Annotated in this window: 19 protein-coding genes and 2 tRNA genes; 20 read left to right on the top strand and 1 reads right to left on the bottom strand. The window is 62.7% G+C overall.

From position 1 onward, the window contains the following. Window positions 1-23 precede the first annotated feature (23 nt). From trmFO to BN3789_RS07035, 15 genes are all read left to right on the top strand, one after another. Window positions 24-1364 carry a methylenetetrahydrofolate--tRNA-(uracil(54)-C(5))-methyltransferase (FADH(2)-oxidizing) TrmFO gene (gene trmFO, locus BN3789_RS07115; protein ID WP_066832118.1) on the top strand — a complete coding sequence of 447 codons (1341 nt, stop codon included), beginning with the start codon at window positions 24-26 and terminating at the stop codon, window positions 1362-1364. Next, window positions 1365-2285, top strand: a complete 921-nt coding sequence (locus BN3789_RS07110; protein WP_066832116.1) for a tyrosine recombinase XerC — start codon at window positions 1365-1367, stop codon at window positions 2283-2285. A 267-nt stretch (window positions 2286-2552) separates the two neighbouring features. Then, a complete protein-coding gene (gene rpsB / locus BN3789_RS07105) occupies window positions 2553-3329 on the top strand; it encodes a 30S ribosomal protein S2 (protein ID WP_066832114.1) in 777 nt (258 codons plus the stop codon). 51 nt (window positions 3330-3380) lie between these two features. Continuing rightward, complete coding sequence (tsf, locus tag BN3789_RS07100) at window positions 3381-4259, top strand: translation elongation factor Ts (RefSeq protein WP_066832112.1); 879 nt, start codon at window positions 3381-3383, stop codon at window positions 4257-4259. A gap of 119 nt (window positions 4260-4378) precedes the next feature. After that, window positions 4379-5101: a UMP kinase gene (gene pyrH, locus BN3789_RS07095; protein ID WP_066832110.1), complete on the top strand. Its 723-nt coding sequence runs from the start codon at window positions 4379-4381 to the stop codon at window positions 5099-5101. A 2-nt stretch (window positions 5102-5103) separates the two neighbouring features. Next, entirely contained in the window at window positions 5104-5637 is a 534-nt protein-coding gene (gene frr / locus BN3789_RS07090; RefSeq protein ID WP_066832108.1) for a ribosome recycling factor, read from the top strand. Continuing rightward, the gene (locus BN3789_RS07085; protein ID WP_066832106.1) at window positions 5638-6426 is read left to right on the top strand and encodes an undecaprenyl pyrophosphate synthase; all 789 of its coding nucleotides are present in this window, start codon (window positions 5638-5640) and stop codon (window positions 6424-6426) included. 119 nt (window positions 6427-6545) lie between these two features. Next, window positions 6546-7337: a phosphatidate cytidylyltransferase gene (locus BN3789_RS07080; RefSeq protein WP_079989193.1), complete on the top strand. Its 792-nt coding sequence runs from the start codon at window positions 6546-6548 to the stop codon at window positions 7335-7337. Next, window positions 7334-8518, top strand: coding sequence for a 1-deoxy-D-xylulose-5-phosphate reductoisomerase (gene dxr / locus BN3789_RS07075; protein ID WP_066832105.1), 1185 nt, complete (start codon window positions 7334-7336; stop codon window positions 8516-8518). Before BN3789_RS07080 ends, dxr begins: the two co-directional genes overlap by 4 nt. A gap of 26 nt (window positions 8519-8544) precedes the next feature. After that, window positions 8545-9912, top strand: a complete 1368-nt coding sequence (locus BN3789_RS07070) for a M50 family metallopeptidase (protein ID WP_066832103.1) — start codon at window positions 8545-8547, stop codon at window positions 9910-9912. A gap of 71 nt (window positions 9913-9983) precedes the next feature. After that, on the top strand, window positions 9984-11048 hold the full coding sequence (ispG, locus tag BN3789_RS07065; RefSeq protein WP_066832101.1) for a flavodoxin-dependent (E)-4-hydroxy-3-methylbut-2-enyl-diphosphate synthase: 1065 nt from the start codon (window positions 9984-9986) through the stop codon (window positions 11046-11048). Between the two features lie 133 nt (window positions 11049-11181). Further along, complete coding sequence (locus BN3789_RS07060) at window positions 11182-12885, top strand: proline--tRNA ligase (RefSeq protein WP_066832586.1); 1704 nt, start codon at window positions 11182-11184, stop codon at window positions 12883-12885. A 145-nt stretch (window positions 12886-13030) separates the two neighbouring features. Further along, window positions 13031-13600, top strand: a complete 570-nt coding sequence (locus BN3789_RS07055) for a haloacid dehalogenase-like hydrolase (protein ID WP_066832099.1) — start codon at window positions 13031-13033, stop codon at window positions 13598-13600. A gap of 167 nt (window positions 13601-13767) precedes the next feature. Continuing rightward, window positions 13768-15999 (top strand): S-layer homology domain-containing protein, encoded by a 2232-nt coding sequence (locus BN3789_RS12700; RefSeq protein ID WP_154018722.1) that lies wholly within the window; start codon window positions 13768-13770, stop codon window positions 15997-15999. Between the two features lie 289 nt (window positions 16000-16288). Continuing rightward, window positions 16289-17401, top strand: coding sequence for an IS110 family RNA-guided transposase (locus BN3789_RS07035; RefSeq protein WP_066832091.1), 1113 nt, complete (start codon window positions 16289-16291; stop codon window positions 17399-17401). 387 nt (window positions 17402-17788) lie between these two features. Here the strand turns inward: BN3789_RS07035 and BN3789_RS07030 are convergent. Beyond that, a tRNA-Ala gene (locus BN3789_RS07030) sits at window positions 17789-17861 on the bottom strand. 324 nt (window positions 17862-18185) lie between these two features. Here BN3789_RS07030 and BN3789_RS07025 point away from each other — a divergent pair. The 5 genes from BN3789_RS07025 (at window position 18186) to BN3789_RS07005 (ending at window position 24460) form a co-directional block, all read left to right on the top strand. Further along, window positions 18186-19283: an isocitrate/isopropylmalate dehydrogenase family protein gene (locus BN3789_RS07025; RefSeq protein WP_066832090.1), complete on the top strand. Its 1098-nt coding sequence runs from the start codon at window positions 18186-18188 to the stop codon at window positions 19281-19283. A gap of 248 nt (window positions 19284-19531) precedes the next feature. Further along, window positions 19532-20845 carry a diguanylate cyclase gene (locus BN3789_RS07020; RefSeq protein WP_161938984.1) on the top strand — a complete coding sequence of 438 codons (1314 nt, stop codon included), beginning with the start codon at window positions 19532-19534 and terminating at the stop codon, window positions 20843-20845. 128 nt (window positions 20846-20973) lie between these two features. Next, window positions 20974-21046, top strand: a tRNA-Ala gene (locus BN3789_RS07015). Between the two features lie 450 nt (window positions 21047-21496). Beyond that, entirely contained in the window at window positions 21497-22702 is a 1206-nt protein-coding gene (locus BN3789_RS13240; RefSeq protein ID WP_079989165.1) for a LuxR C-terminal-related transcriptional regulator, read from the top strand. A 276-nt stretch (window positions 22703-22978) separates the two neighbouring features. Next, window positions 22979-24460 (top strand): S-layer homology domain-containing protein, encoded by a 1482-nt coding sequence (locus tag BN3789_RS07005; protein ID WP_066832088.1) that lies wholly within the window; start codon window positions 22979-22981, stop codon window positions 24458-24460. The last annotated feature ends 180 nt before the right edge of the window (window positions 24461-24640 follow it).

The raw sequence follows: 24640 nt of genomic DNA, 5'->3' as shown, positions 1-24640 counted from the left end.
CATGAACGATCGATGGGAGCGCAATGGAGAACAAGATGGTCACGGTAGTGGGCGGCGGTCTCGCAGGCAGCGAGTGCGCCTGCCAGCTTGCCGATCGGGGCATAGCGGTGCGCCTGTACGAAATGCGCCCCCAGGTTTCCTCTCCCGCACACCATACGGGTCATCTCGCCGAGCTCGTGTGCTCCAACTCGTTCAAATCAACCCGATCCGACTCCGCTGCGGGCCTGCTCAAAGACGAGCTGCGCCGCATGGGCTCCGTTCTCCTCTCGTGCGCCGAGCGCGCGGCCGTTCCCGCAGGAGGCGCCCTCGCCGTCGACCGGACCGAGTTCTCCCGGCTGGTCGAGCAAGAAGTCGCCGCGCGCCCCCTGATCACCGTCGTGCGCGAGGAGGTCACGGATATTCCCGAGGGCGCGGTGGTCATCGCTGCCGGTCCGCTCTGCTCGCCGGCGCTCTCTTCCAAGGTGATCGACCTTGTGGGCGGGGACTCCCTCTCGTTTTTCGATGCGGCGGCGCCCATCGTGGACGCATCAACCCTCGACATGGACATCCTGTTCAGGCAGTCCCGCTACGATGACGCCCAGGTGGGCGACTACCTGAACGCGCCCATGAATAAAGAGGAATACGAGTCCTTCATCGACGCCCTCGTCAACGCCGAGCGCGTCGTGCTCAAGGATTTCGAGGGAGGGGACCTGTTCCAGGCGTGCCAGCCCGCCGAGGAGGTCGCTCGCACGGGCAAAGATGCCATCCGGTTCGGCGCCATGAAGCCCGTCGGCCTCACCGATCCGCGCACGGGAAGGCGTCCTTGGGCCGCCGTCCAGCTGCGTGCGGAGAACGCGCAGGGCACCGCCTACAACCTCGTGGGCTTTCAGACGAACCTCACGTTCGGCGAGCAGAAGCGCGTGTTCCGCATGATCCCCGGACTCGAGCGCGCGGAGTTCTTCCGCTACGGCGTCATGCACCGCAACACCTTCGTGGATGCGCCCCAGGTGCTCGACCGGACGTTCCGCATCCCCGGGACTTCCGTGCGTCTGGCGGGTCAGATCACGGGAACCGAAGGCTACACCGAGGCGATCGCATCGGGCCTGCTCGCCGCGCTCAACACCTATGCGGATCTCGAGGGGATCGACGGGGTCTCGCTTCCCGTCACCGGCGCGTTCGGTGCGCTCGTGGCCTATGCGACGGATCCGGCCACGTCGGGCTATCAGCCCATGCACGTCAACTTCGGCCTTGTGCCGCCGCTTGAGGACGGTCGCCGCAGGTCCAAGCGAGACCGCTACGCCGCCTATGCCGAGCGGGCCGCAAAAGACCTTTCCGCCTATTGCGCAAGCAGGCCCGACCTGTTCGGCCGAGGGCCCGTCCGCTAGATGGAGCGGATCCAGGACATCCGCGGCGCCGTCGAGGCCTTCTGCGCGCATATCGAGCGCGTGGAGGGCATGTCCCCGCAAACCGTGCGCGCGTACGCATCCCATCTCGACGCGTATGCGGCATGGGTCGAGCGGTCGCGCCTCGACGGCCTGCGCGTCTCCGTTCGCGACCTGAGACGCTACCTTGCGCAGCTGAGGGAGGCGCGCTACGCCCCCAAGACGATCGCCGCGCACCTGTCTTCCATCCGCTCCCTCTACGCATGGCTCGCGGCCGAGGACGTGATCGAATCCGACCCCGCAGCCGCCATCTCGTCCCCGAAGATCCCCAAGAACCTTCCGCATGCGCTGACCTCCGAGCAGATAGACGAGCTGCTCGCGATCCCCGACGGCTCCAAGCCCGAAGGCATCCGCGACAGGGCGATGCTCGAGGTGCTCTACGCCTCGGGCGCGCGCATCTCCGAGCTCGCGGGCCTCACGCTCGACAGCTTGAACAGAGGCGACGCCACGGTCAGGCTGTTCGGCAAGGGCTCGAAAGAGCGCATCGTCCCGCTGTACCGCCGCGCATGGGAGGCGCTTGACCGCTACCTTCTCGATGCGCGCCCCCGACTGCTCGAGCGCTCAAAGACGGGTGATCCGCAGACGGAGCGCGCACTGTTCGTCTCATCGCGCGGACGGGCCATGAGCGCGGACTCGCTGCGGTACCGCTTCGAGACGCTCGTGCGCCGCGCGGGCCTTCCCGCCGATATCACGCCGCACGCCATGCGCCACACCTATGCGACCGACCTCCTGGAAGGCGGCGCGGACCTGCGCAGCGTCCAAGAGCTGCTCGGACATGCGAGCCTGTCGACCACGCAGCTGTACACGCACCTCACCCCCGAGCGGCTCAAGGGCGCCCTCAAGCAGGCGCACCCCCGAAGTTGACTCAAAGGAGGGCGACTGCCGCAGGCCGCCCGCTCCGTCAAACGGTCCGTTGTGCATGTCGCGTGGGAAAATGAGGCAGGGGAGAATTTCCCCTCCACACCGCAGCCGTTCCCTGCTATTATTCTGCGGGTTGCTCAACTGGGCAACGTATCTATCACACACGCGCGGCTACTCGCTGAGCCGTGGTGCCTGGGGGCACGGTAGCATTTTCCCAGGTGGCCAGCGAGGTCGGATGCCTGCGCGGAGGCGAACCACAGGAGGTTATCCATGGCTACCAAGATCAATATCCGCACCCTTCTCGAGGCCGGCTGCCACTTCGGTCACCAGACCCGTCGCTGGAACCCCAAGATGCGCCCCTACATCTTCGGCGAGCGCAACGGCATCTACATCCTCGACCTCAAGCAGACCATCGTCGAGGCCGACCGCGCCTACACCTTCCTGAAGAACACCTGCGCCCACGGCGGCAAGGTCCTGTTCGTCGGCACCAAGAAGCAGGCCCAGGAGGCCGTGAAGTCCGCCGCCGAGCGCGCCGGCATGCCCTACATCAACCAGCGCTGGCTGGGCGGCATGCTCACCAACTTCGTGACCATCCGCTCCCGCATGAACCGCATGGAGGAGCTCGAGGCCATGGTCGCTGACGGTTCCATGGCCCTGCGCGTCAAGAAGGAGCAGGCCGTTCTCGGCAAGGAGCTCACCAAGCTCCAGACCAACCTGGGTGGCGCCCGTGACATGAAGTCCCTGCCCGCCGCTCTGTTCGTCATCGACACCAAGCGCGAGGAGAACGCCATCAAGGAGGCCAAGCGCCTGCACATCCCCGTCGTCGCCCTGATCGACACCAACTCCGATCCGGACGAGGTCGATTACGGCATCCCCTGCAACGATGACGCCATCTCCGCCGTCTCCCTCATGTGCGAGCTGTTCGCCGACGCCTGCCTCGCTGGCACCGGCAAGGAGCAGATCTCCGAGGCCGAGATGGCCGGCACCGCCGAGCCCGAGGCCGCCGCTGAGGCTGCCGAGCCCGCGACCGAGGCCGCTGCCGAGTAAGTAACCCTATAGCCTAACGTTCGTTCATCATTGAGTTCGAAAGGAACAGACATGGCTCAGATCACCGCCGCTATGGTCAAGCAGCTCCGCGAGATGACCGACTCCCCGATGATGGAGTGCAAGAAGGCTCTCGTTGAGGCCGATGGCGATATGGATGCCGCCGTCGACATCCTGCGCAAGAACGGCCTTGCCGCTGCCGCCAAGAAGGCCGGTCGCGACACCAACGAGGGCGCAGTCGCCGCATACATCTCCGACGACGCCACCGAGGGTGCGCTCGCCGAGGTCGCGTGCGAGACCGACTTCGTCGCCTCCAACCCCAAGTTCACCGGCTTCGTCGCCAATGTCGCGCAGGTCGCCTGCACCACCGAGCCTGCCGACGTCGACGCCCTGCTCGCGTGCGACATGAACGGTGAGTCCGTCCAGGACGCCCTCACCGAGATGATCCACATCATCGGCGAGAACATGAAGATCACCCGCTTCGCCATCCGCAAGCCGGCCAACGGCGCTGTCGCCAGCTACATCCACATGGGCGGCAAGATCGGCGCTCTCGTTGAGTTCGCCTTCGACAAGCCCGAGACCGCTTCCACCGAGGCCTTCAAGTCCTTCGCTCACGATGTGGCCATGCAGGTTGCCGCCACGGCCCCGATCAGCGCCGTTCGCGAGGACGTGCCCGCCGAGGTCGTCGAGCACGAGGTCTCCATCTACAAGGCTCAGGCTGCCGAGTCCGGCAAGCCCGAGGCCATTCAGGAGAAGATGGCCATGGGCCGTCTCGAGAAGTTCTTCAAGGGCTTCGTCCTGAACGAGCAGGAGTTCATCAAGGATTCCAGCATGTCCATCAAGCAGTACGCCGAGAAGGTCTCCAAGGAGGTCGGCGACAACGTCCGCGTCGTCGCGTTCGACCGTCTGGTTTCCGGCGAAGCCGCTAACTAGTTCATCGTTTCATGATGACCAAGCAGGCTATGGGTTTCGACCTGTGGCCTGCTTTTTTGTGGGCGCGGCACCCATTATTCGCTAGAATGGGTGCAGTCTGACGATTGAAGGAGGACATCTTGTCTGAGTACCTCTACAAACGCGTGCTGCTTAAGCTCTCCGGCGAAGCGCTGATGGGGGAGGGCCGCTACGGCATCGACCCCGAAGTCACCGAGCGTCTTGCCCGCCAGGTCAAGCAGCTCCACGACGACGGCGTTCAGGTCGGCATCGTGGTCGGCGGCGGCAACATCTTCCGCGGTCTCGCCGGTTCCGCCAACGGCATGGATCGCGCCCAGGCCGACTACATGGGCATGCTCGCGACCGTGATGAACGCCCTTGCGCTGCAGGATGCGTTCGAGCGCCTCGACGCGCCGTGCCGCGTCATGAGCGCGATCCAGATGAACGAGGTGTGCGAGCCCTACATCCGCCGCCGCGCCATCAATCATCTCCAGAAGGGCGACATCGTCATCTTCGCCGCCGGTTCGGGCAACCCATACTTCACGACCGACACCGCCGCCGCCCTGCGCGCATGCGAGATCGGCGCCGAGTGCCTGCTCAAGGCGACCAAGGTCGACGGCGTCTACGACAAGGACCCCGTCTCCAACCCCGACGCCGTCCGCTTCGATCAGATCACCTACCACGAGGTGCTCGTTCGCGGCCTGCAGGTCATGGACTCCACCGCAGCCGCCCTGTGCCAGGACAACCGCATGCCGCTCATCGTTCTCAACATCGAGGGCGAGGATAATATCAAAAACGCCCTCAAGGGCGAGCCTGTTGGAACCGTCGTCGTTCAGGAGGATTAATCATGGCCGATATCACCGACAACATGGACAAGACCCTCGAGAACCTGAAGCACAACTTCGCCAAGGTGCGCACGGGTCGCGCCAACGCCAACATCCTGTCCGACATCACGGTCGACTACTACGGTGTCGCCACGCCGATCACGCAGGTCGCCGCCGTCAAGACGCCCGAGGCCCACATGCTTGTCGTCGAGCCCTGGGACAAGGCGCTCGTCAACGCCATCGTCAAGGCTATCTCCGCCTCCGACCTGGGCATCACGCCCTCCTCTGACGGCATGATCGTCCGTCTGCCGTTCCCCGCTCCCACCGAGGAGCGCCGTCGCGAGCTGGTCAAGGAGTGCCGCGAGCTCGCTGAGCAGGCCAAGGTCGCCATCCGCAACATCCGTCGCGACGCCAACAACAAGCTTGAGCGCGACGAGGACCTCACCGAGGACGATGTGCGTCGCGAGCAGGCCAAGGTCCAGAAGCACACCGACGACTACGTCAAGAAGATCGACGAGATGCTGAAGGCCAAAGAAGCAGAGGTCATGGAGATCTAAGTGCACTACGATGAAGCCAAGTTCGCTGAGTACTTCAGCGACGCTCCGGCGGATCTCGATATAGCCCAGCTGGATATGGCGCGCATCCCGCGCCATATCTCCTGCATCATGGACGGAAACGGCCGCTGGGCGACCGCGCGCGGCCTCGCTCGCACCGAGGGGCACAAGGCGGGCATCGTCTCCCTGCGCGAAGTCATCACCGCCGCCGTGCGCCTGGGTGTCGACGTGCTGAGCGCCTACGCGTTCTCGACCGAGAACTGGAACCGCCCCCAGCACGAGGTGAATGTGCTCATGCACCTGTTCGCCAAGACCTTTATCGATGAGCTTCCGCTCCTCAAGCGCGAAAACGTCCGCGTTATGTTCCTGGGCGACATCTCCGCGCTGCCCGAGCGCACGCGGAAGGTCTTCGAGTACGGCCTTGAGGCATGCCGCGACCACACCGGCATGACGCTGGCGCTCGCGGTGAACTACGGTGGCCGGGCGGAGATCGCCCGCGCCGCGCGCTCCATCGCCCGGCTCGTCCAAAACGGAGATCTCGACGTCGACGCCATCGATGAGTCCTGCGTGGCGAACCAGCTCTACACCGCGGGCCTTCCCGACCCCGAGCTGGTGGTCCGGACGTCTGGCGAGATGCGCGTCTCCAACTACCTGCTTTGGCAGATCGCCTACTCGGAGTTCTACATCACCGATACGTATTGGCCCGATTTCGACCGCTGGGAGCTCGTTCGCGCGATCCTGGCGTACCAAGGACGCGATAGGCGTTTCGGAGGCCTCTCCAAGACGAACTGATGCGTCCTGACCCATGAGGAGTACCGTTGGATCAGATCCACGACAACACCGACCGCGAGCCGTCCGCAAAGGGCGGCTCCGTCTCTCAAACGACCAAGGGCGGCAGGCTGCACGGCCTTCTGGTCCGCACGGGCTTCGGCCTCATCTATGCCGCTCTGTTCATAGGTTGCCTGCTGCTCGGCACGATGCCGACGGCCATCTTCGTCGCCGCGATGAGCTGGCTGTGCTGCTTCGAGTTCTACCGCATGATGCGGCTCGACGGCAAGGTTCCCAACGAGCTTTTGGGCCTTGCCGCCGCGTTCCTGTTCCCGCTTTCCGCGCTCGTCGACCCGCTGTGGCTCACCGCCCTCATCTTCATCCTCGTGCTCTCGATGGGCCTTTGGTACGTCTACTCGCCCCGCACGCGCATCGCCGATGTGGCCGTGACGGCGTTCGGGCCCATCTATACCGGGTTCATGATGTCCGCCATCGTGCTCACCCGCGACGCGCTCCCGGGCTTCGAGGGCGCCTTGCTCTCGATCGGCGTCTGCGCTTCGCTGTGGGTGAGCGACTCATGCGCCTATCTCGTGGGCAGCCGTATCGGGAAGCACAAGATGGTTCCCAAGATCTCTCCCAACAAGAGCTGGGAGGGCTTTGTCGGCGGCCTGTTCGGGTCCGTCATCATCTGGCTCATCCTATGGGCGACCGGCTTGTACGACCTCGAGCTGTGGTTCGCCATCGTCACCGCCCTCATCGTTTCCGTCCTGGGCGTGTTCGGTGATCTCATCGAATCCCGTATCAAGCGGGGCGTCGGCGTCAAGGATTCCGGCAACCTCATTCCCGGACATGGCGGCATGCTCGACCGATCGGACTCGCTGATCTTCGGATGCATCACCGCGTACCTGCTGCTTCACATCGGAGGCGTCCTATGAGCTTTACAGCAACGTGCGGTGAAGACGGCCGCAAGCGCATCGCCATACTCGGCTGCACAGGATCCATAGGCACGCAGGCGCTCGATGTGTGCCGCCAGCATGCCGACAAGCTCCAGATCGTCGGCCTCACCGCCCATAGCCGGGTAGCCGAACTCGTCGCCGCAGCACGGGAATTCGACGTCAAGCGCGTCGCTGTGACCGATGAGCGCCGCGACGGCGACCCTGCGCTGCAAGATCTTCCCGACGGATGCGCATGCGCCTTCGGGGCGCAGGCCGCAGTCGACCTTGCCGTATCCGACGACGTCGACTGCGTGCTCGTCTCGATCGTCGGCGCCGCGGGCCTCGCGGCGAGCGCAGCCGTTCTCCAGGCCGGAAAGCAGCTTGCCCTGGCCAACAAGGAGTCGCTGGTCGTCGGCGGCGACCTGCTCATGCCGATGGCTCAACCCGGTCAGCTCCTACCCGTCGACTCCGAGCACTCCGCGATCTTCCAGTGCTACCTCGGCGAGCGCGCGAATCAGGCCCATGCCATCTGGTTGACGTGCTCCGGCGGCCCGTTTTACGGATACAGCCGAGATCAGCTCGAGAAGGTCACCGTCGCCGACGCGCTCGCTCATCCCACCTGGAACATGGGGGCCAAGATCACCATCGATTCGGCAACCCTCATGAACAAGGGCCTTGAGCGCATCGAGGCGTGCCATCTGTTCGGTGTCGATATGGATTTTGTCCGCGTGCTCATCCAGCGCCAGTCTAAGATCCACTCCATGGTGGAATACGAAGACGGATCGGTTATCGCCCACCTGGGCGCCTCGGACATGCGCATCCCCATCCAGTATGCGTTCTCCTATCCCGATCGGTGGTCGACGCCGGCGCCACGCGTCGATTTCCGCACGCTCGGCTCCCTTGATTTCGGAGAGCCCGATACGAGTGCGTTCCGGTGCCTGCATCTCGCAGAGATCGCGGGTCGTACGGGGGGCACCCTGCCGTGCGTGCTCAACGCGGCCAACGAGGTCGCCGTTGCGGCGTTTTTGGACGGGACGTGCTCGTTTACCGATATCGACCGCATCGTGGAGTCCTGCATGGACGACCACGATGTCCAGCCCGTCCAATCGCTCGAGCAGCTTGCCGACATCGATCGGTGGGCACGGCGCCGTGCGGCGGAGGCTTGTGCCGCGCGATCGTAAGGCATACGCGTCGATAGGCGTCTCATATGGATATGCTCATAAGTGTCGTATCAACGGTCTTCTGGGGCCTGGTCACCATCTCCATCCTCATCTTCATCCATGAGGGCGGTCATTTCCTTGCAGCGCGCACCTGCGGCATCCGTGTGACCGAATTCTTTCTCGGCATGCCCTGCCGGTTCAACCTCCATACCACGTTGAGGCGGTCGGGTACCAAGATCGGCGTCACTCCCATCCTGCTTGGCGGGTACGCCGCCATTTGCGGCATGGACGACCTCGATATCCCGAGCACACCCGACGTGCTCGCCTCCATCCACCGCCATGGAATCGTCACCGTGGAGGAGCTCGCCCTCGAGCTTGGAATCGACGCGGAGGACGTTCAGGAGGCCTGCATCCAGCTCATGGGGTGGGGGTCCATTGCCCCCGTCTTCGCCGACGACGACCGAAAGCGCGATAAGTACGAGGCGGGCACCTTCGCCGCCCTGCCGCGCGATGCCGCAGGGAACACCGTCTACGACGGCCGGGCATTCGATGCCGCCCATGCGACGGGGGAGGGCGAGGCGTGGGAGCCCCCGATGGGACAAGGCGCGTTCTTTGAGCACGAGCGGTCGCGGACCTATGCCGGCGTCGGGTTCCTCAAGCGCGCGTTCATGCTCGTCGCCGGTATCGCCGTTAATGTCGTGTTCGGGTTTCTCCTGCTCATGAGCGTGTACTCGATCATCGGCTTCGACGTTCCCGTCGATGTCAACCGGATCGGATCGGTCGTGGAGGGCTCTCCTGCCGATGCGGCCGGTCTCGAATCGGGCGACGTGGTGATCTCGGTCAACGGAGAGCAGACCGATTCGTGGACGGCGCTCGTGACCGCGCTTCAGGCCGCCGGAGATACCGATCCCGGCGCGACCATCTCCTTGGACGTCGAGCGGGACGGCTCCCAGCACACGGTCGAGATCGCCCCCGACGAAGAGGGCCTCATCGGCATCAACGTTCCCTACGAGAACTTCACGCTCAATCCCATCGACTCGTTCTTCGTCTCAGCGGACTACATCTACCAGACGGTTTCCGGCGTCATCTCCCTGCTCGTGCCTACGCAGACCATGGAGGTCCTCAGCAGCTCGACGTCAATCGTGGGCATCTCGGTCATGTCCGCCCAGGCTGCCGCAAGCGGCCCGGCGATATACCTGACGTTCGCCGCGCTGATCTCGCTTTCCGTCGGCCTCATGAACCTGCTGCCCATCCCCCCGCTCGATGGCGGTAAACTGGTAATCGAGGTCGTGCAGGCCATCACCCGTCGCAAGGTGCCGCTGCGCATCAGGTCGATCCTGTCCTATGTGGGCGTCGCCTTGTTCATGGCCCTGTTCGTCTACATGCTCCAACAGGACATCACCCGTTTCTTCTAGCAGGCTCTCGTGATGGGCGACAAGGGAGACGTACGTTCGCCCTCGCCTGCTCGCAGGGGATAAGGAGACCCATGGATACCAAGCTACCGCGCCAAAACACCCGTCAGGTCATGGTCGGGTCGGTCCCGATCGGCGGGGGCGCTCCCGTCGTCGTGCAGTCCATGACGTGCACCGACACCGCCGATGCCGCCGCAACGCTCGATCAGGTTCGCGCTCTTGCCGCCGCCGGCTGCGATATCGTTCGCGTGACCGTGCCGCGCGAAGATGCGCTCGAGAGCTTTCGCGAGGTCTGCGCCGAAAGCCCCGTGCCCATCGTGGCCGATATCCACTTCGACTACCGCCTGGCCATAGGCGCCGTCAAGGCCGGAGCCGCAAAGCTGCGCATCAACCCCGGCAACATCGGTTCGTGGGAAAAGGTCGACGCGGTGATCGACGCTGCGGGTCAAGCTGGAGCCGCCATCCGCATCGGCGTGAACGCCGGCTCGCTCGAGCGCGATATCGCCGAGCGCCAGGACCTCACCCAGCCGGAGAAGCTCGTCGCCTCCTCCATGAGGTTCGTCGAGCATTTCGAGCACCGCGGTTTTGAGAACATCGTGCTCTCCGCCAAGGCGCACAGCGTTCCGACGACCATCGAGACGTATCGGGCTCTCTCGCGCGAGCTGCCCCACGTGCCGCTGCATCTCGGCGTGACCGAGGCGGGGACGGTTCGCCAAGGGACCATCAAGAGCTCCGTAGGGCTCGGCATCCTGCTTGCCGAGGGCATCGGCGACACCCTTCGCGTATCCCTCACTGCCGATCCCGTCGAAGAGCCGCCGGTGGCATGGGGAATCCTCGAATGCCTCGGCATCCGTCGCCGTGGACCGGAGCTCGTGAGCTGCCCCACCTGCGGACGCACCCAGGTGAACCTGATTCCCATCGCCCAGGAGGTGGAGCGCAGGCTGCAGACCGTGACCAAGCCCATCTCCGTCGCCGTCATGGGCTGCGTCGTCAACGGACCGGGGGAGGCGGGAGACGCGGACGTCGGTGTCGCCTGCGGCAAGGGCAGCGCCTTGCTGTTCCGCCACGGCGAGGTGATCCGCAAGATCGACGAGGAGAGCATCGTCGACGAGCTCATGGCGGAGATCGACCGGTTGTAATGCCCGTAATATGCGCAAAAGGGGAGAGTGCCCGATTGCATAGCCGCATGCCCGCCACGTGCGGTAAGATGCATGCCGTGTGTATATAACGACCATCGTGAGGAGATAAAACGTGTCTGCCACCAAACGCGTCATGAAGATGTCAAATCTCTATGCGCCCACGCTCAAGGAGGATCCTGCCGAGGCCGAGCTCGCAAGCCATCGCCTGCTGCTGCGCGCCGGCATGATCCGCAAGCAGGCAGCCGGCCTCTATTCCTATCTGCCGCTCGCGTGGCGCTCGCTCAAGAAGATCGAGGCCATCGTGCGCGACGAGATGGATGCAGCCGGCGCACAGGAGCTCCTCATGCCGATCCTCACCGACGCCGAGCTCTGGCGCGAGTCCGGCCGTTGGAGCGCCTACGGCCCCGAGCTCATGCGCGTCACCGACCGTCATGACCGCGAGTTCGCCCTCGGCCCCACGCACGAGGAGACCGTGACCGACCTTATCACGAACGAGCTGCGCAGCTACAAGCAGCTTCCCGTGAACCTGTACCAGATCCAGGACAAGTTCCGCGATGAGATGAGGCCCCGCTTCGGCCTCATGCGCGGGCGCGAGTTCATCATGAAGGACGGCTACTCGTTCTCCGCCACCCAGGAATCCCTGCAGGAGATCTATGACGACATGAAGCAGGCCTACGCAAACATCTGCGAGCGCTGTGGCCTGCGCGCGCTGCCGGTGGTCGCCGACTCCGGGCAGATCGGCGGCGACACCTCCGTCGAGTTCATGGCGCTTGCCGATGCCGGCGAGGCAGCCCTCGTCTATTGCGACGACTGCGGCTTTGCTGCCGACGAGGAGGCCGCAACGACCTCCGTCGAGGTCACCGAGGGCCCCGGCGACGGTACGCTCCAGAAGGTCCACACGCCCGGCCTCGGCACGATCGAGGCCGTGGCCGCGTTCTTCGGCTTCCCTGAGAACGGCACCCGCAAGTCGCTTGCGCTCATCGCGGAGGACGGAACCCCGGTCGTGTGCATCGTCCCGGGCGATCACGAGCTCAACGAGTGCAAGGCCGAGCACCTCTTCGGCGCCTACCATATGATGTCCGACGAGGAGCTCGAGGCCAACGGCCTGCATAAGGGCTTCATCGGGCCGGTCAACCTGCCCGAGGGCATCCGCCTGGTGGTCGACGAGAACCTCCGCACGTCCAAGAAGTGGGCCTGCGGCGCCAACGAGGTCGACTACCACTTCACCGGCGCCTGCCCCGATCGCGACTTCACCGTCGACGAGTGGGCGGACCTCATCACCGTGCACGCCGGCGACCCCTGCCCCCATTGCGGCAAGCCGCTGGCCGGTGCGCGCGGCATCGAGGTCTCGCAGGTCTTCCAGCTCGGCACCAAGTACTCCGAGGCCATGGGGGCCACCTTCGCCGACGAGAACGGCGAGGAGAAGCCGTTCCTCATGGGCTGCTACGGCGTGGGCATCTCGCGCACACTCGCTGCCGTCGTCGAGCAGCACAACGACGAGAACGGCATCATCTGGCCGACCTCCATCGCCCCCTTCGAGGTCAGCGTCATCGCGCTCGACAAGAAGGGCGAGGCATTCGATGAGGCCGCGCGCCTTGCCGACGAGCTTGCCGCCGCAGGCGTAGAGGTCGTGTTCGACGACCGCGCCGAGCGGCCTGGCGTCAAGTTCGCCGACAACGACCTCATGGGCTTTCCGTATCAGCTCATCGTTGGCAAGCGCGGTATCAAGAACGGCACCGTTGAGCTGAAGTGCCGCGCTACCGGCGAGCGCGAGGATGTCGCCCTCGACGAGGTGGTTGCCAAGCTCGCCGAGACGGTTCGCTCCGAGCGTCGATAAGCGATGCGCCCATCGGTAGGATGGACCGGCGGGCATTGTAAACACTGTGTCAGGAGCGATGCGCACTCAGCGGCGCGCATCGCTCCGAGCCGTATCATAACGGGGCGGGGGCTCAGCAAATCAAGGAGAGGGGTCGAGGCTTCGCATGCGCGTGCTCGATTTCGACAACACCATCTACGATGGCGAGAGCCCACTCGATTTCTACCTGTTCTCGCTCAGGTTTGCGCCCCGCAACATTCGCTACATCCTTCCTGTGATCTATCACCTGATTCGCTACCAGCGGTCGAAGTCTTCCCGCGAGGACATCGAGAAGGCCATCAACAAGTACATCCATCAGTTCCTGACATCGTTTGACGACATCCCGACCGTCGTGAACGCGTTTTGGGACAGCCATATGCATAAGATCAAGCCCTGGTACACGCCCAGGCCCGACGATGTGATCATCACCGCCTCGTTCAACTACACGATGGATGAGTTCATGAGGCGCACCGGCATTTCCTGCTGCATATGTTCCACGATCGACTACGAGACGCTGGAGCTCATCCACCTCAACTTCGGCGACAACAAGGTCAAGGCGTTCAAAGAGGCCTTTGGCGACGATGTCATCCCGGACGAGTACTACACCGACAACCTGGTCGACCTGCCGATGATGCGCTATGCCAAGAAGGCGTTTCTGGTAAAGGGCAACAGCGTTACTCCGTACGAGGCGGGGTAGAGGGCTGTTAGGGAGAGAACCGCCCGCTAGGGCAGTTAAATCGCCCATCTGTCTTTGTTGCGCAACAACTTCAGCGAAAATTGGTTTCTCATGTATGCCGTGAGGAGTCCGAAAGTTCCAAACGGCCGGATAGCTCACTTCGTCCATTGCGGAAAGAAGGAGCAACAATGCAGAAACGAAACAACTGGGCAACATCAAGCAAGGTAATCAGAAGAGCAATACCTGCATTCATCGCAGCAGGACTCGGGCTGACGCTTGGTATGCAGCCCGCACTCCCTGTCACGGCATATGCAGAGGACGCCATCGCAGATGAGGCGGCTAAGACGGAGCATGCTGCCGAGATGCGAAACTACTGCGGTAAAGTAGTTGAGACCTATCAGCTGACTGTCCTGGAAGACGGCGAACACTTCCAAATCGAATCCTTCGAGGCACTGGAATTTGAAGGGCATGCCCCTGCGTACTACATTGTGTACCCGCAGGAAGATCCTGAATGTGATGTATTTGGAACGACTATTGTTACACCTGAGGAAATTGCCGAAGGCACCGCCTCGCTTCCTTTTGGCAACTACATCGGTTACACTCAGCGTAAAATAATCAACTCCATAGTACTCCAACCTGTGTACGTGTTGCCTCAGTACCATCTGACCGATGCGACCGATACCATGCAGGTATATATCGACAGCCAGAATGGGAAAGAAGGATACGAAGACAACCTCAATTTCGCGAATACGCAAGCATGGGACGACCCTGAGAATCAAATTGATACGACAACCACTTTGACTTGCAAAAACTTTGGAACCGTTGATTATGGAACTTTTACCCCTGAAGTCGTTGGGATCATGGTGGACTCCACATCGATTCCCATGCTAACGGACGATCAAAGCGTCTATATACAAGGCTATGATATTACCGGTTTCCATACCGAGCATTATTCGACTGATTATCTCGATGTGACTCCCTATGTTCAGGACGGCTTTGCGCTCGTTGGTATCCCCAAAAACGTTCCTTTGGTCTTCGGCATCGACACCGGTATGCAGCTTGCCATCATGAACGATGACGGATCGTTTGATTACCTCTATACCAATAACTGCACGATTAGCAATGAGCCGCTCCCCGAAGATGACCCGGGTGTTTCGATTCGTCACGTAACGGCAACATTTGAAGTACCTGAAGGAAAAAAGGTCTACGCGCTGACTGATGATATCGGAAATAATGATGAGTTTATCTTTAGCAGAAAATCGCGTTTCGACATCTCCAGCTCCATCACCCCTGGAACAACCCCAAGCGATTTAAATTGGATTGAAGCGACTCCGAATGAAGATGGTACGTACACCATCGATTTTGCAACATATCGTGCATGGGAAACACACCACAACGGCGTGTCAACAGGAGGTGCAGACCATAAGACACCTGAAGGTTATGCCTCGATATGCGCAAATATGTCCGGTACAGCTTTTGTTGAACCATGGCTGAGCGCAGTAATCAAGCTTGTTGACGAAACCGAAGAGCCCGCCCCCGATCCTGACCCGGAGCCAACCCCGGATCCCGACCCCGAGCCGACGCCTGAGCCTGACCCGGTTGAGGACGTCGAGGTGCCCGCAACCGACGGCGGATCGGTTTCCGTTGAGCCCGTCCCTGTTGGAGACACCGCCACGATCGTCACCGAGCCCGAGCCCGGCCAGGAGATCCGCGAGGTCATCGTGACTGACTCCGAAGGCAACCGCGTCGAGACCACGACCGATGAGGACGGCAACGTCACGTTCGAGATGCCTGAGGGCGGCGTCACGGTCGAGGTCGTCTTTGGCTGCGACGGTGGAGATCTTTGCACCACGCATCAATTCCCCGACATCGACCAGGACGAGTGGTACCACGACTCCGTCGACTGGGCCATCGATAACGGGGTTTTCCACGGGTACGACAATGGCGACTTCGGTCCTAACGACATCCTCACCCGTGAGCAGGCCGCTGCGGTCCTCTACAACTACCTTGGCGGCGAGCCCGGTGCTTCTGACTCCGGCCTTTCCGACGTGTCCCACGACTGGTACACCGACGCCGTAAACTGGGCGGTAGCCAACGGCATCATGACCGGCTACGAAGGAACCGGCTCGTTCGGCGTCGGCGACGCGCTGTCCCGCGAGCAGTTCTGCGCCGTGGTTGCCAAGGCCATGGCTGCCGACCTGTCCGATGCCGACCTCTCGGTCCTCGATGACTTTGCTGATGCCGAGTCCGTATCCGAATGGGCCCGCCCGGCCGTTGCGTGGGCGGTCCAGCAGGGCGTCGTCAACGGCGTGGAGAACCCGGACGGCACCCGCTCGCTTCAAGGAGTCCGAGAAATCACTCGTGCCGAGATGGCCGCAATGATGGAGAACGCTGTGAACGCGGGCGTGCTCGCACAGTAGGCTCAGCTCGCAGATAACAACCGGGCCGCGCTCCATTTCATATGGGGCGCGGCCCATTCCTCATTGTTCAAAGAAGCATCAATTAGGCCGGAATGCGAACGTTCGCACGCTTCGTGTCCGATGGGTTGAAACGAACCCGTCCCCAAACAACCCGTAAAGACGATATGAGAAAGCCATTGAGGGGAAAGCCTCCCCGCGGCATGCCGGGTCGCGGGCTGGGCGGGAACAATGGTGTTGTATCTGTCACCCTGCGGTGCCGCCGTACCGCACGCATGGGAGGAGGCTCCCCATGACCCATGTTACCTCCATCGGGCTCGACGTACACGCGCGCTCCGTGTCGGCATGCGCCTTCGACCCGTTCACCGGCGAGGTGGTGCAGAGGTCCTTCGGGACCGACGCCGGCGAGATCGCCGCCTGGATCAAGGGGTGCGAGGAGCCCAAGGCGGTCTACGAGAGCGGGCCGACCGGCTTCGCCCTCTGCCGCCAGCTCAGGGCGCTGGGCGTCGACTGCGCCGTCGGCGCGGTGTCGAGGATGCAGAAGCCCGCCGCGGAGAAGAGGCGCAAGAACGACAGGCGCGACGCGGCGTTCCTGGCCCGCCTGCTCGCCACGCGCAACGTCGTCGAGGTGTGGGTGCCGCCCGCCGAGGCCGAGGCCGCCCGAGACCTGTCGCGGGCGCTCGACGACGCGCGCGAGGACCTGCAGCGCGCACGGCAGCGGCTCTCCAAGTTCCTGCTGCGGCGCGGCCACGTCTTCGACGAGACCGACGCGCTCGGCCGCAGGCGGGGAGCCTGGACGCGCGCGTTCTGGCGCTGGGCCGAGGGGCTCAGGCCCGACGAGCCCGCCGCGGCGTCCGCCTTCGACCACTACGCCACCTGCGTGCGCTGCGCCGAGTCCGACAAGCGCGCCCTCGAGAAGCTGGTGCTCGCCGAGGCCCGCTCCGAGCGGTGGGCCGGCGTCGTCGGCGCGCTGTCGTGCATCAAGGGCGTCGACGCCGTCACGGCGTTCTGCCTCGCGACCGAGGCCGGGTGCTTCTCCCGGTTCGCCACGGCGGGCGCCTACGCGTCCTGGCTCGGCCTCACGCCGTCCGAGCACTCGAGCGGCGAGAAGGAGGCGACCGGCGGCATCACCAAGACCGGCAACTCGGCCTCCAGGCGGGCGCTCGTCGAGGCGGCATGGCACTACGCCTCGTGCTCGCCGAAGCCCAAGGCCGCCCCCGCCGGCTACGACGTTCCCCCGCGCATCAGGGGCAGGGCGGCCGACGCCACGAGGAGGCTGCGCGCCCGCCACGAGGCGCTGCGCGCGGCCGGCAAGCGGCCGTGCGTCGCCAACGTCGCGGTCGCCCGTGAGCTCGCCTGCTGGGTCTGGGAGATCGGCAGGAGCGCCGAGGGGACGCTCGGGTAGCGCCCGGGACCACACGCCTTCCCGCCGGGAGGGCCCGCGCTTCGACGCATCGCCGGGGCCGGCTCACGACTTTTCCGATGGGCAGCCGGACGGCCGCGCCCGAGAAGAAAGACTCCAAGGGTTTTTCGACCGACGGCCCCGGACGGAGAATCGAAATGCGGTGGTGCGCGGCGACATACCGAACCCGCATGCCGCGCCAGGAGCCCGCGGATATTAGCTTGCCAGGCGAGCGACGACTAACGAGCATCCGCGCGGGCCCTCCCGGCTGGAATAAGCGCAGGTCCGGAATGGAATTTCCGGACCTGCCGCATCATGCCTCTTGACAATGGCTTTCTCATATTACGAAAAGAGCCCCTACCGAAGTAGAGGCTCATAAAATTCCGAGGGTGGAGACGAGGGGGATCGAACCCCTGACCTCTTGACTGCCAGTCAAGCGCTCTCCCAGCTGAGCTACGCCCCCGTGGTGCGAGAGATATAATGGCCCAAAATCAGATTCGGCGCAAGACCCAATTTTGAAAATGTGAAGAGGCCTCCACGTTTTGTGGATGTGTCAACGCCTAGTCCAAATCCAACCTCCCAAGATACCGAATTCAACCGTTTCGTCGGATCCACCACCTCAACGCAATGAGACATTACGGTCGCACTCCGCACTCGAACACAAGAGAAACAACAAACAACCTGTTACGTTGCTTGCAGCCCCTTGTTCAGCTCAAATAAGATGCATATAGCTATCTCACGCATAGAACAGCATGAACAACAAAGACTGGAGCCAGAGGAGGTCGACATGACGCACGAAGTCGTATTGATTCCAGGAGATGGTATCGGACCAGAGATCACGCGCGCCGCCCAGCGCGTTGTTGCCGCCGCCGGTGTTGACATCAGCTGGCATGAAGTCCAAGCCGGTGCAGGTGTCATCGATCAATACGGGACCACTCTGCCCGACCACGTCATCGACGCGATCCGCACCTACGGCGTCGCCCTCAAAGGCCCGATCACCACGCCCGTGGGAAGCGGCTTCCGCAGCGTCAACGTCGCGCTTCGCCATGCTTTCAAACTATACGCCTGCGTGCGCCCCTGCGCCTCCATGCCCGGAGACGGATCGCGCTACGACAACGTGGACCTCGTCATCATCCGCGAGAACTCCGAGGATCTCTACGCGGGCATAGAGTTCGACGCCGACTCCGTGGGGGCGAGCGCCATCGCCGATACCGTGAAGAAGCAGACCGGCAAGGAGCTCGGACCCCAAACGGCGATTTCGATCAAGCCCATTTCCCGCGCAGCCTCGGAACGAATCGTGCGCTATGCGTTCGAATACGCTCGCGCGAACGGCCGCAAGAAGGTCACGGCAGTGCACAAGGCGAATATCATGAAGTGCACCGACGGACTGTATCTGCACGTCGCCCGCGACGTTGCCGCAGAGTACCCGGACATCGCTTTCGAAGATAAGATCGTGGATGCCGCATGCATGGGACTCGTCATGCATCCCGAAGACTTCGACGTGCTCGTCTTGCCCAATCTCTACGGCGACATCGTGAGCGACCTGTCCGCAGGGCTGATCGGCGGTCTCGGCATGGCCCCGGGAGCCAACATCGGCGACGGATGCGCGATCTTCGAGGCGACCCACGGCTCCGCACCCGATATCGCTGGACAGGACGTAGCGAACCCCACGGCGGAGATTCTGTCCGCATGCATGCTTCTCGATCACCTTGGCGAGGCCACCGCTGCCGCGCGCATCCGCGCTGCCGTGCGCGTGACGCTGAGCTCAGGAGCCTCGGTCACGCAGGACGTCCGCCGCGCCCTAACCGGCTCATACGATGGCGCCGTGGGCACAGCCCAATTCACCGATGAGGTCATCGACGCGCTCAGCCGCATGGTCGTCTAACCCGGTCGTCATTGTTGCCCATGACGTTCCGTTGCGTCAGCATGGGCAACAATGGCCCCATCACAAAACGTATCTTCGCGTGGATTTCTCGACACCCTCAAGCGACTTGCTGCGAAAGGTGCGTGTGCTTTGGTATGGTACGTAGTACCGACAAACGTATGTGTACACGTGAATGAAAGGTCCCGATGGAATCCCGCGAATCTGAGATCCAGCGCGACAAAGAAGCTGCGGCTCGCCTTACGAGCGCCATGCTGCATAAGCATTACGATGAGAACGATGTCGATGCCGTGACCGCCTCGTTCGCCGACCCGTTCAGCTGGGTCGGAGCAGGGGAGGAGGAGTACTGCACCGGCCTCGAGAACGTATTGAACGTCTTTCGTCAATTCGCCGGGAAGGTGCCTAAATGCAACCTGACCGACGAGCATTACGACGTCATCGAGGTCGCTGATGGCATCTACGTCTGCTCAGGGCGACTTTGGGTGACAACCGACCCATCGACCAATATCTACCTCCGCGTTCACCAGCGCATCACGACCGTGTTCCGCAAGATCGACGGCGAGCTCAAATGCAACCACCTGCACCTCTCGAACCCGTATGTCGAGATGGTCCCCGGCGACGTCGGCTTTCCGACCGCCATGGCGAAGCATTCCTACGACTACCTCCAAAAATGCCTCAAGGAGAAGCAGCGCGAGATCGACAGCCAGTCCATGGTCCTCAACAGCATCTATGACACGGTCCCATGTTCGATCATTCGATTCGCGCGCAAACACGACGGAGCATACGAGCTATTGTTCGCCAATCGCGGCACTGCCGACCTCATGGGGATTTCTGTTGACGATGTACAGCACATCGATTGGAGCGCGGGGTATTGCCCCTTCATGGTAGAAGCTGATGCAAAACGTCTCGCTGACCTTATGGAGGGACTCCGTGTCCCGGGTGACCAGGCGTCCGCGGTTTGCCAGGTGAGGCGCCAGGGAGGCGACTCCATATTCGTGAATTCCATCAACACGTTCATCTCGTCCGATGAGCGGGGCGACATCATCCAAAAGATCGTCTTCGATATCACCGAGCGCATCATGGTCGAGAAGTCTCTTGCGCGTATGAGCTACGAGGACGGGTTGACGCATCTCTACAACCGCACTAAGTTTAGCCAGGAGCTCGATGACGAGAACTATGCCGACGTCGAGCAACTCGGCATCGCGTACTTCGACATCAACGGCCTCAAAGCCATGAACGACCAGAAGGGCCATGCGGCGGGCGACGATCTTATCTGCCGAACCGCGCGCCATATCTCTGAGGCGTTCTCAGGGTCGACCTTCCGCATCGGCGGAGACGAGTTCGTGGTCATCGATTCCGAATCCGACGAAGACGAATTCAGGAGTCAGGTCGAGCAATCGCTGAAGCTCATGCACGACGATGACATCGAGATCGCCGTCGGTTGCTCCTGGAGAAGCAAACCGTGCAGTATCCTCGAGCAATTCGACGAGGCGGACAGGCTCATGTACCGCGATAAGAGCGCATTCTATAGCTCCAAGCTACATGACCGCAGGCGTCGGCAGTAGGTGAGGGACAAGCGGGATTGTCATCTGCTTCTCGACGTGTTCCGGCGGCGTTTCCCAGCGCACGAGAAAAAGTTGAAATTTCCGCTTGCATTCGCCGCGCGCGTCCCGTATAGTATCTCTCGCACCACGGGGGCGTAGCTCAGCTGGGAGAGCGCTTGACTGGCAGTCAAGAGGTCAGGGGTTCGATCCCCCTCGTCTCCACCCTCGGAATTTTAAGAGCCTCTGCTTCGGTAGGGGCTCTTTTCGTTACCGCCCTCGGGGGATCGAACCCCGTTCGGGGCGCGGAGCGTGTGAACGGCGGAGCCGGTCGCCGCGGAGCGCGCGAGGCCGCGAGAGCGGCCGAAGCGGGTGCGGTCGCGCAGGCGACCGCGGATCCCCCTCGTCTCCACCCTCGGATTTCTAAGAGCCTCTACCTCGGTAGGGACTCTTTTTCGTTACCGCCCTCGGTGGATCGAACCCCGTTCGGGGCGCGGGCGCGACCGAAAGCCCGGGCGCAAGCATCCCTCACGCGCACAAGTTCGCCCCAATAGACAACCCGCGCATTCCGTTAACGGCAAAGTGTTCGTTCGTGCGAACGGAGTTTGCTATGCTTCTCCCAGGCAAGAGAACGGTCGCGCATGCTCTTGGCGGCCATAAGGGGGGGAAGGCACCATGAAATACATGACGGTGGGCGAGGCCGCGCGCCGATGGGGTGTATCCGAGCGGCTCGTGCAGCGTTATTGCGCCCAGGGCCGCATCGATGGGGCTGAGCGCTTCTCCCGCACCTGGCGCATCCCCGAGGGCACGGTAAAGCCAGGAGACCCGCGCAGCGCCTCGATCGACCCGCAACCCGTGCCCAAACGTCGAACCCCGAGCACGTGCGCCAACCTCATGCCTCTGATGAACGCTCCGTTCAAACTCGGCCACGCGCGCTCATATGCAGACTCTCTCGAAGCGGGGGAGCGCCGGGACGTCGCGCTCGCCGAGCTCGCCTACTTTACCGGGGACGCCAGGCGCGCAGCCGAACTCGCCCGCAAGAACCTTTCATCTCCAGATCTCGAAATCAGGCTTTCGTGCTGCTTGATCTTCTCGTATGCAAGCCTTGCGCTGGGGGAGATCGATGAGGCGCGAACCGTCTTGGAGCACGCGATGAAATCTCTGGCCGCAAGCAAGGAGAAAGGCCTGGACGGATCTTTGAGCGCCACGGCCGCCTTCATCACGCGGACCGCCTGCGTCTTGCTGCACCTTCCCGACCCAGAGGGACTTCCCTCCGCCCGCGAAACGCTTCCGCTTCTCCCGTCCGGTCTGCGTATGTTCTCCTGCTATGTCGAAGCACACCGGCTCTACCTGGACGGCCAGTACGAGACAAGTCTCGGTCTTGCCCTCGGAGCATTTGCCATGATGGACGAGGTCTATCCCATTCCGGCTATCTACCTGCACCTTATCGCCGTCATGGACCTCATGGCCCTACGTCGCGTCGAGGATGCGAAGCGTCATCTGCTTGCCGCATGGAACCTTGCCCGACCCGACGACCTCATCGAACCGCTGGGCGAGCATCACGGCCTGCTGGGCGGTATGCTCGAAGCGGTCATCAAACCCTCTTGGCCGGATGACTTCCGGCGCATCATCGAGATCACCTACCGCTTCTCCGCCGGCTGGAGACGGATCCACAACCCGGATACCGGCGAAGAGGTGGCAGACAACCTCACGACCACGGAGTTCGCTGCGGCCATGCTCGCAGCGCGCGGCTGGACCAATCAGGAGATAGCAGAGCATCTGGGCGTTTCCCCCAACACGGTGAAGAGCTTCATCTCAATCGTATTGAGAAAGCTCGGCGTCAAAAGGCGTCAAGACCTCGCCGCCCACCTCCTCCGCTAGCAATGAATGCAAATCGGGGACGTACCTGTTGCGTGCATTTGTGCACGCAACAGGTACGTCCCCGATTTGCACTACCGACGGTACGCTATAGGCACGCCGCCCGGGAAGCTGCCTAGGCCGTTTGTCCGGCAGAATGCGCTGCAACCAACCCACCCATTTTTCTTCTCAAATGGGTGATGGAGGATTCTTCCAGATATGAAAATATTGTTGAGGAGCCCAGCGTTGCAGTCGGGCTGCGCAGGGCCTCCCGTCATATCGACACGGAAGGAGTAACCCATGAGAAAACGGTTCCTCGGATTGCTCAGCGTGCTGTGCGCCCTGGTTCTTGCAGTCGGCTTCATGCCGGCTCGCGCGCAAGCAGCAGAAGCGGAGAGCTATGTCGCGCTCGGCGACAGCATCTCCACCGGCTACGGCCTGGCCGACCCCGCCACTGAGGGCTTTGTGAGCCTCGTTGCCGATCAGCAGGGGTATGACACCACCAACCTCGCTGTCGACGGCGCCGCATCCTATGAGGTGTTGGCCCTTGTCACCGACGTTGAAAACACCTCGTACCCTGCGATTGCCGGAGCCGACGTCATCACCATCTCCGTTGGCGGCAACGATCTGCTGAACGCCCTGTATATGTATCTTGCCGACCAGTACGGCACCATGCTCGGCGTGCCTGTCACCCCTGAGCTGATCGCAACCGCCCTTGCCGCCGAGGACCCCGATCCCGAAATGGTCGAAGCGCTGCTCCCCCTTATCGAGCAGTTCGCAACCTCACAGCAGGCTGCCGACGCGCTTGCATCGTTCTCGCAGAACCTCACCGGTATCATCGGTGCGCTCAAGACGGCGAATCCCGATGCGACCATCCTGGTGCTCAATCAGTACAATCCCTTCAGCTTCATCGATAACCCCGACGTCGCACCCGTCAACACCGCTTTCGAGACCGCCGCGAATGCCCTGAACGGCATCATCTCCGCCGGAGCGGGCTCGAGCACGTACACCGTAGTCGACGTGTACGGAGTCCTGAGCGATTCCCAGAACAATCCGTTCAACGCGTCGTTCGCCTCCATGACCGACTTCAATCTGGACATCCACCCCAACGCTCACGGCCATCAGATCATCGCCGCCGCCGTGGACGCCGTCATCGATACCCTCACGCCTGGAGACCCCGATCCGGAGCCCACTCCCGACCCCGATCCGGAACCCGGTGTCGGCTTTGCCGATGTCCCCGAAGGCGAATGGTTCTATAACGCCGTCATGTGGGCAGCAACCACCGGAACCATGACCGGTTATGACGACGGCTCCAACACCTTCGGCCCCAACAACCCCATGACCCGTGCCGAGATGGCAACGGTGCTCCACCGCATCGCTGGTGAACCTGCCGTCGACACCTCCATCCTGCCCGACGACTGCGACCCTGAGGAATGGTACGCCGCACCCGTAGCCTGGGCGCTCACCGTCCACGTATTCAACGGCTATGACGACGGCACCTTCGGCCCCGACGCGTGGCTCACGCGCGAGCAGGCCGCATGCGTCCTGATGAACGCCGCGGCGATTCTCGGCGTCGACGTGACCCCGCGCACGGATCTCAGCGCCTTCCCTGACGCGGACGCCGTGTCCGACTGGGCGTCCGACTCCCTGTCCTGGGCTGTTGCCTCCCACATCATCAACGGCTATGAACTCGAGGATGGCACCCGTGAACTCCAGCCCGGCCGCGCCTGCACCCGTGCGGAGCTTGCAGGCCTCATGATGAACCTGCTCGCCGGCGAGTAACGTCTCTGCCAACGCCATATCGCGATTCCGCCGCCCTGATCGAGCTGTCCGGTCGGGGCGGCTTTTATATCGACGACATGAAGCTTAACCATACCCGTGCCAACAGGGGGGTCAATGACACATAGTGGGCGATTTAGCACGCTAGAGGGGGTCCGTAGAAGCTGTTAGCGTGCCATTTTG

The organism is Collinsella ihumii, from assembly GCF_900046475.1.
In the GTDB taxonomy this organism is placed as follows: domain Bacteria; phylum Actinomycetota; class Coriobacteriia; order Coriobacteriales; family Coriobacteriaceae; genus Collinsella; species Collinsella ihumii.
Note: the sequence above shows the minus strand (reverse complement) of the source record. Positions and strands in the feature narration are given on the sequence as shown.

Bases quoted from the DNA above. Each gene is read 5' to 3' on its own strand.
- ispG (WP_066832101.1), top strand. From the start codon at position 9,984: ATGGATACCAAGCTACCGCGCCAAAACACCCGTCAGGTCATGGTCGGG.
- BN3789_RS07055 (WP_066832099.1), top strand. From the start codon at position 13,031: ATGCGCGTGCTCGATTTCGACAACACCATCTACGATGGCGAGAGCCCA.
- BN3789_RS07025 (WP_066832090.1), top strand. From the start codon at position 18,186: ATGACGCACGAAGTCGTATTGATTCCAGGAGATGGTATCGGACCAGAG.
- dxr (WP_066832105.1), top strand. From the start codon at position 7,334: ATGAGCTTTACAGCAACGTGCGGTGAAGACGGCCGCAAGCGCATCGCC.
- BN3789_RS12700 (WP_154018722.1), top strand. From the start codon at position 13,768: ATGCAGAAACGAAACAACTGGGCAACATCAAGCAAGGTAATCAGAAGA.
- BN3789_RS07060 (WP_066832586.1), top strand. From the start codon at position 11,182: ATGAAGATGTCAAATCTCTATGCGCCCACGCTCAAGGAGGATCCTGCC.
- rpsB (WP_066832114.1), top strand. From the start codon at position 2,553: ATGGCTACCAAGATCAATATCCGCACCCTTCTCGAGGCCGGCTGCCAC.
- BN3789_RS07020 (WP_161938984.1), top strand. From the start codon at position 19,532: ATGCTGCATAAGCATTACGATGAGAACGATGTCGATGCCGTGACCGCC.
- BN3789_RS13240 (WP_079989165.1), top strand. From the start codon at position 21,497: ATGAAATACATGACGGTGGGCGAGGCCGCGCGCCGATGGGGTGTATCC.
- frr (WP_066832108.1), top strand. From the start codon at position 5,104: ATGGCCGATATCACCGACAACATGGACAAGACCCTCGAGAACCTGAAG.
- trmFO (WP_066832118.1), top strand. From the start codon at position 24: ATGGAGAACAAGATGGTCACGGTAGTGGGCGGCGGTCTCGCAGGCAGC.
- BN3789_RS07070 (WP_066832103.1), top strand. From the start codon at position 8,545: ATGGATATGCTCATAAGTGTCGTATCAACGGTCTTCTGGGGCCTGGTC.
- BN3789_RS07005 (WP_066832088.1), top strand. From the start codon at position 22,979: ATGAGAAAACGGTTCCTCGGATTGCTCAGCGTGCTGTGCGCCCTGGTT.
- BN3789_RS07110 (WP_066832116.1), top strand. From the start codon at position 1,365: ATGGAGCGGATCCAGGACATCCGCGGCGCCGTCGAGGCCTTCTGCGCG.
- BN3789_RS07035 (WP_066832091.1), top strand. From the start codon at position 16,289: ATGACCCATGTTACCTCCATCGGGCTCGACGTACACGCGCGCTCCGTG.
- tsf (WP_066832112.1), top strand. From the start codon at position 3,381: ATGGCTCAGATCACCGCCGCTATGGTCAAGCAGCTCCGCGAGATGACC.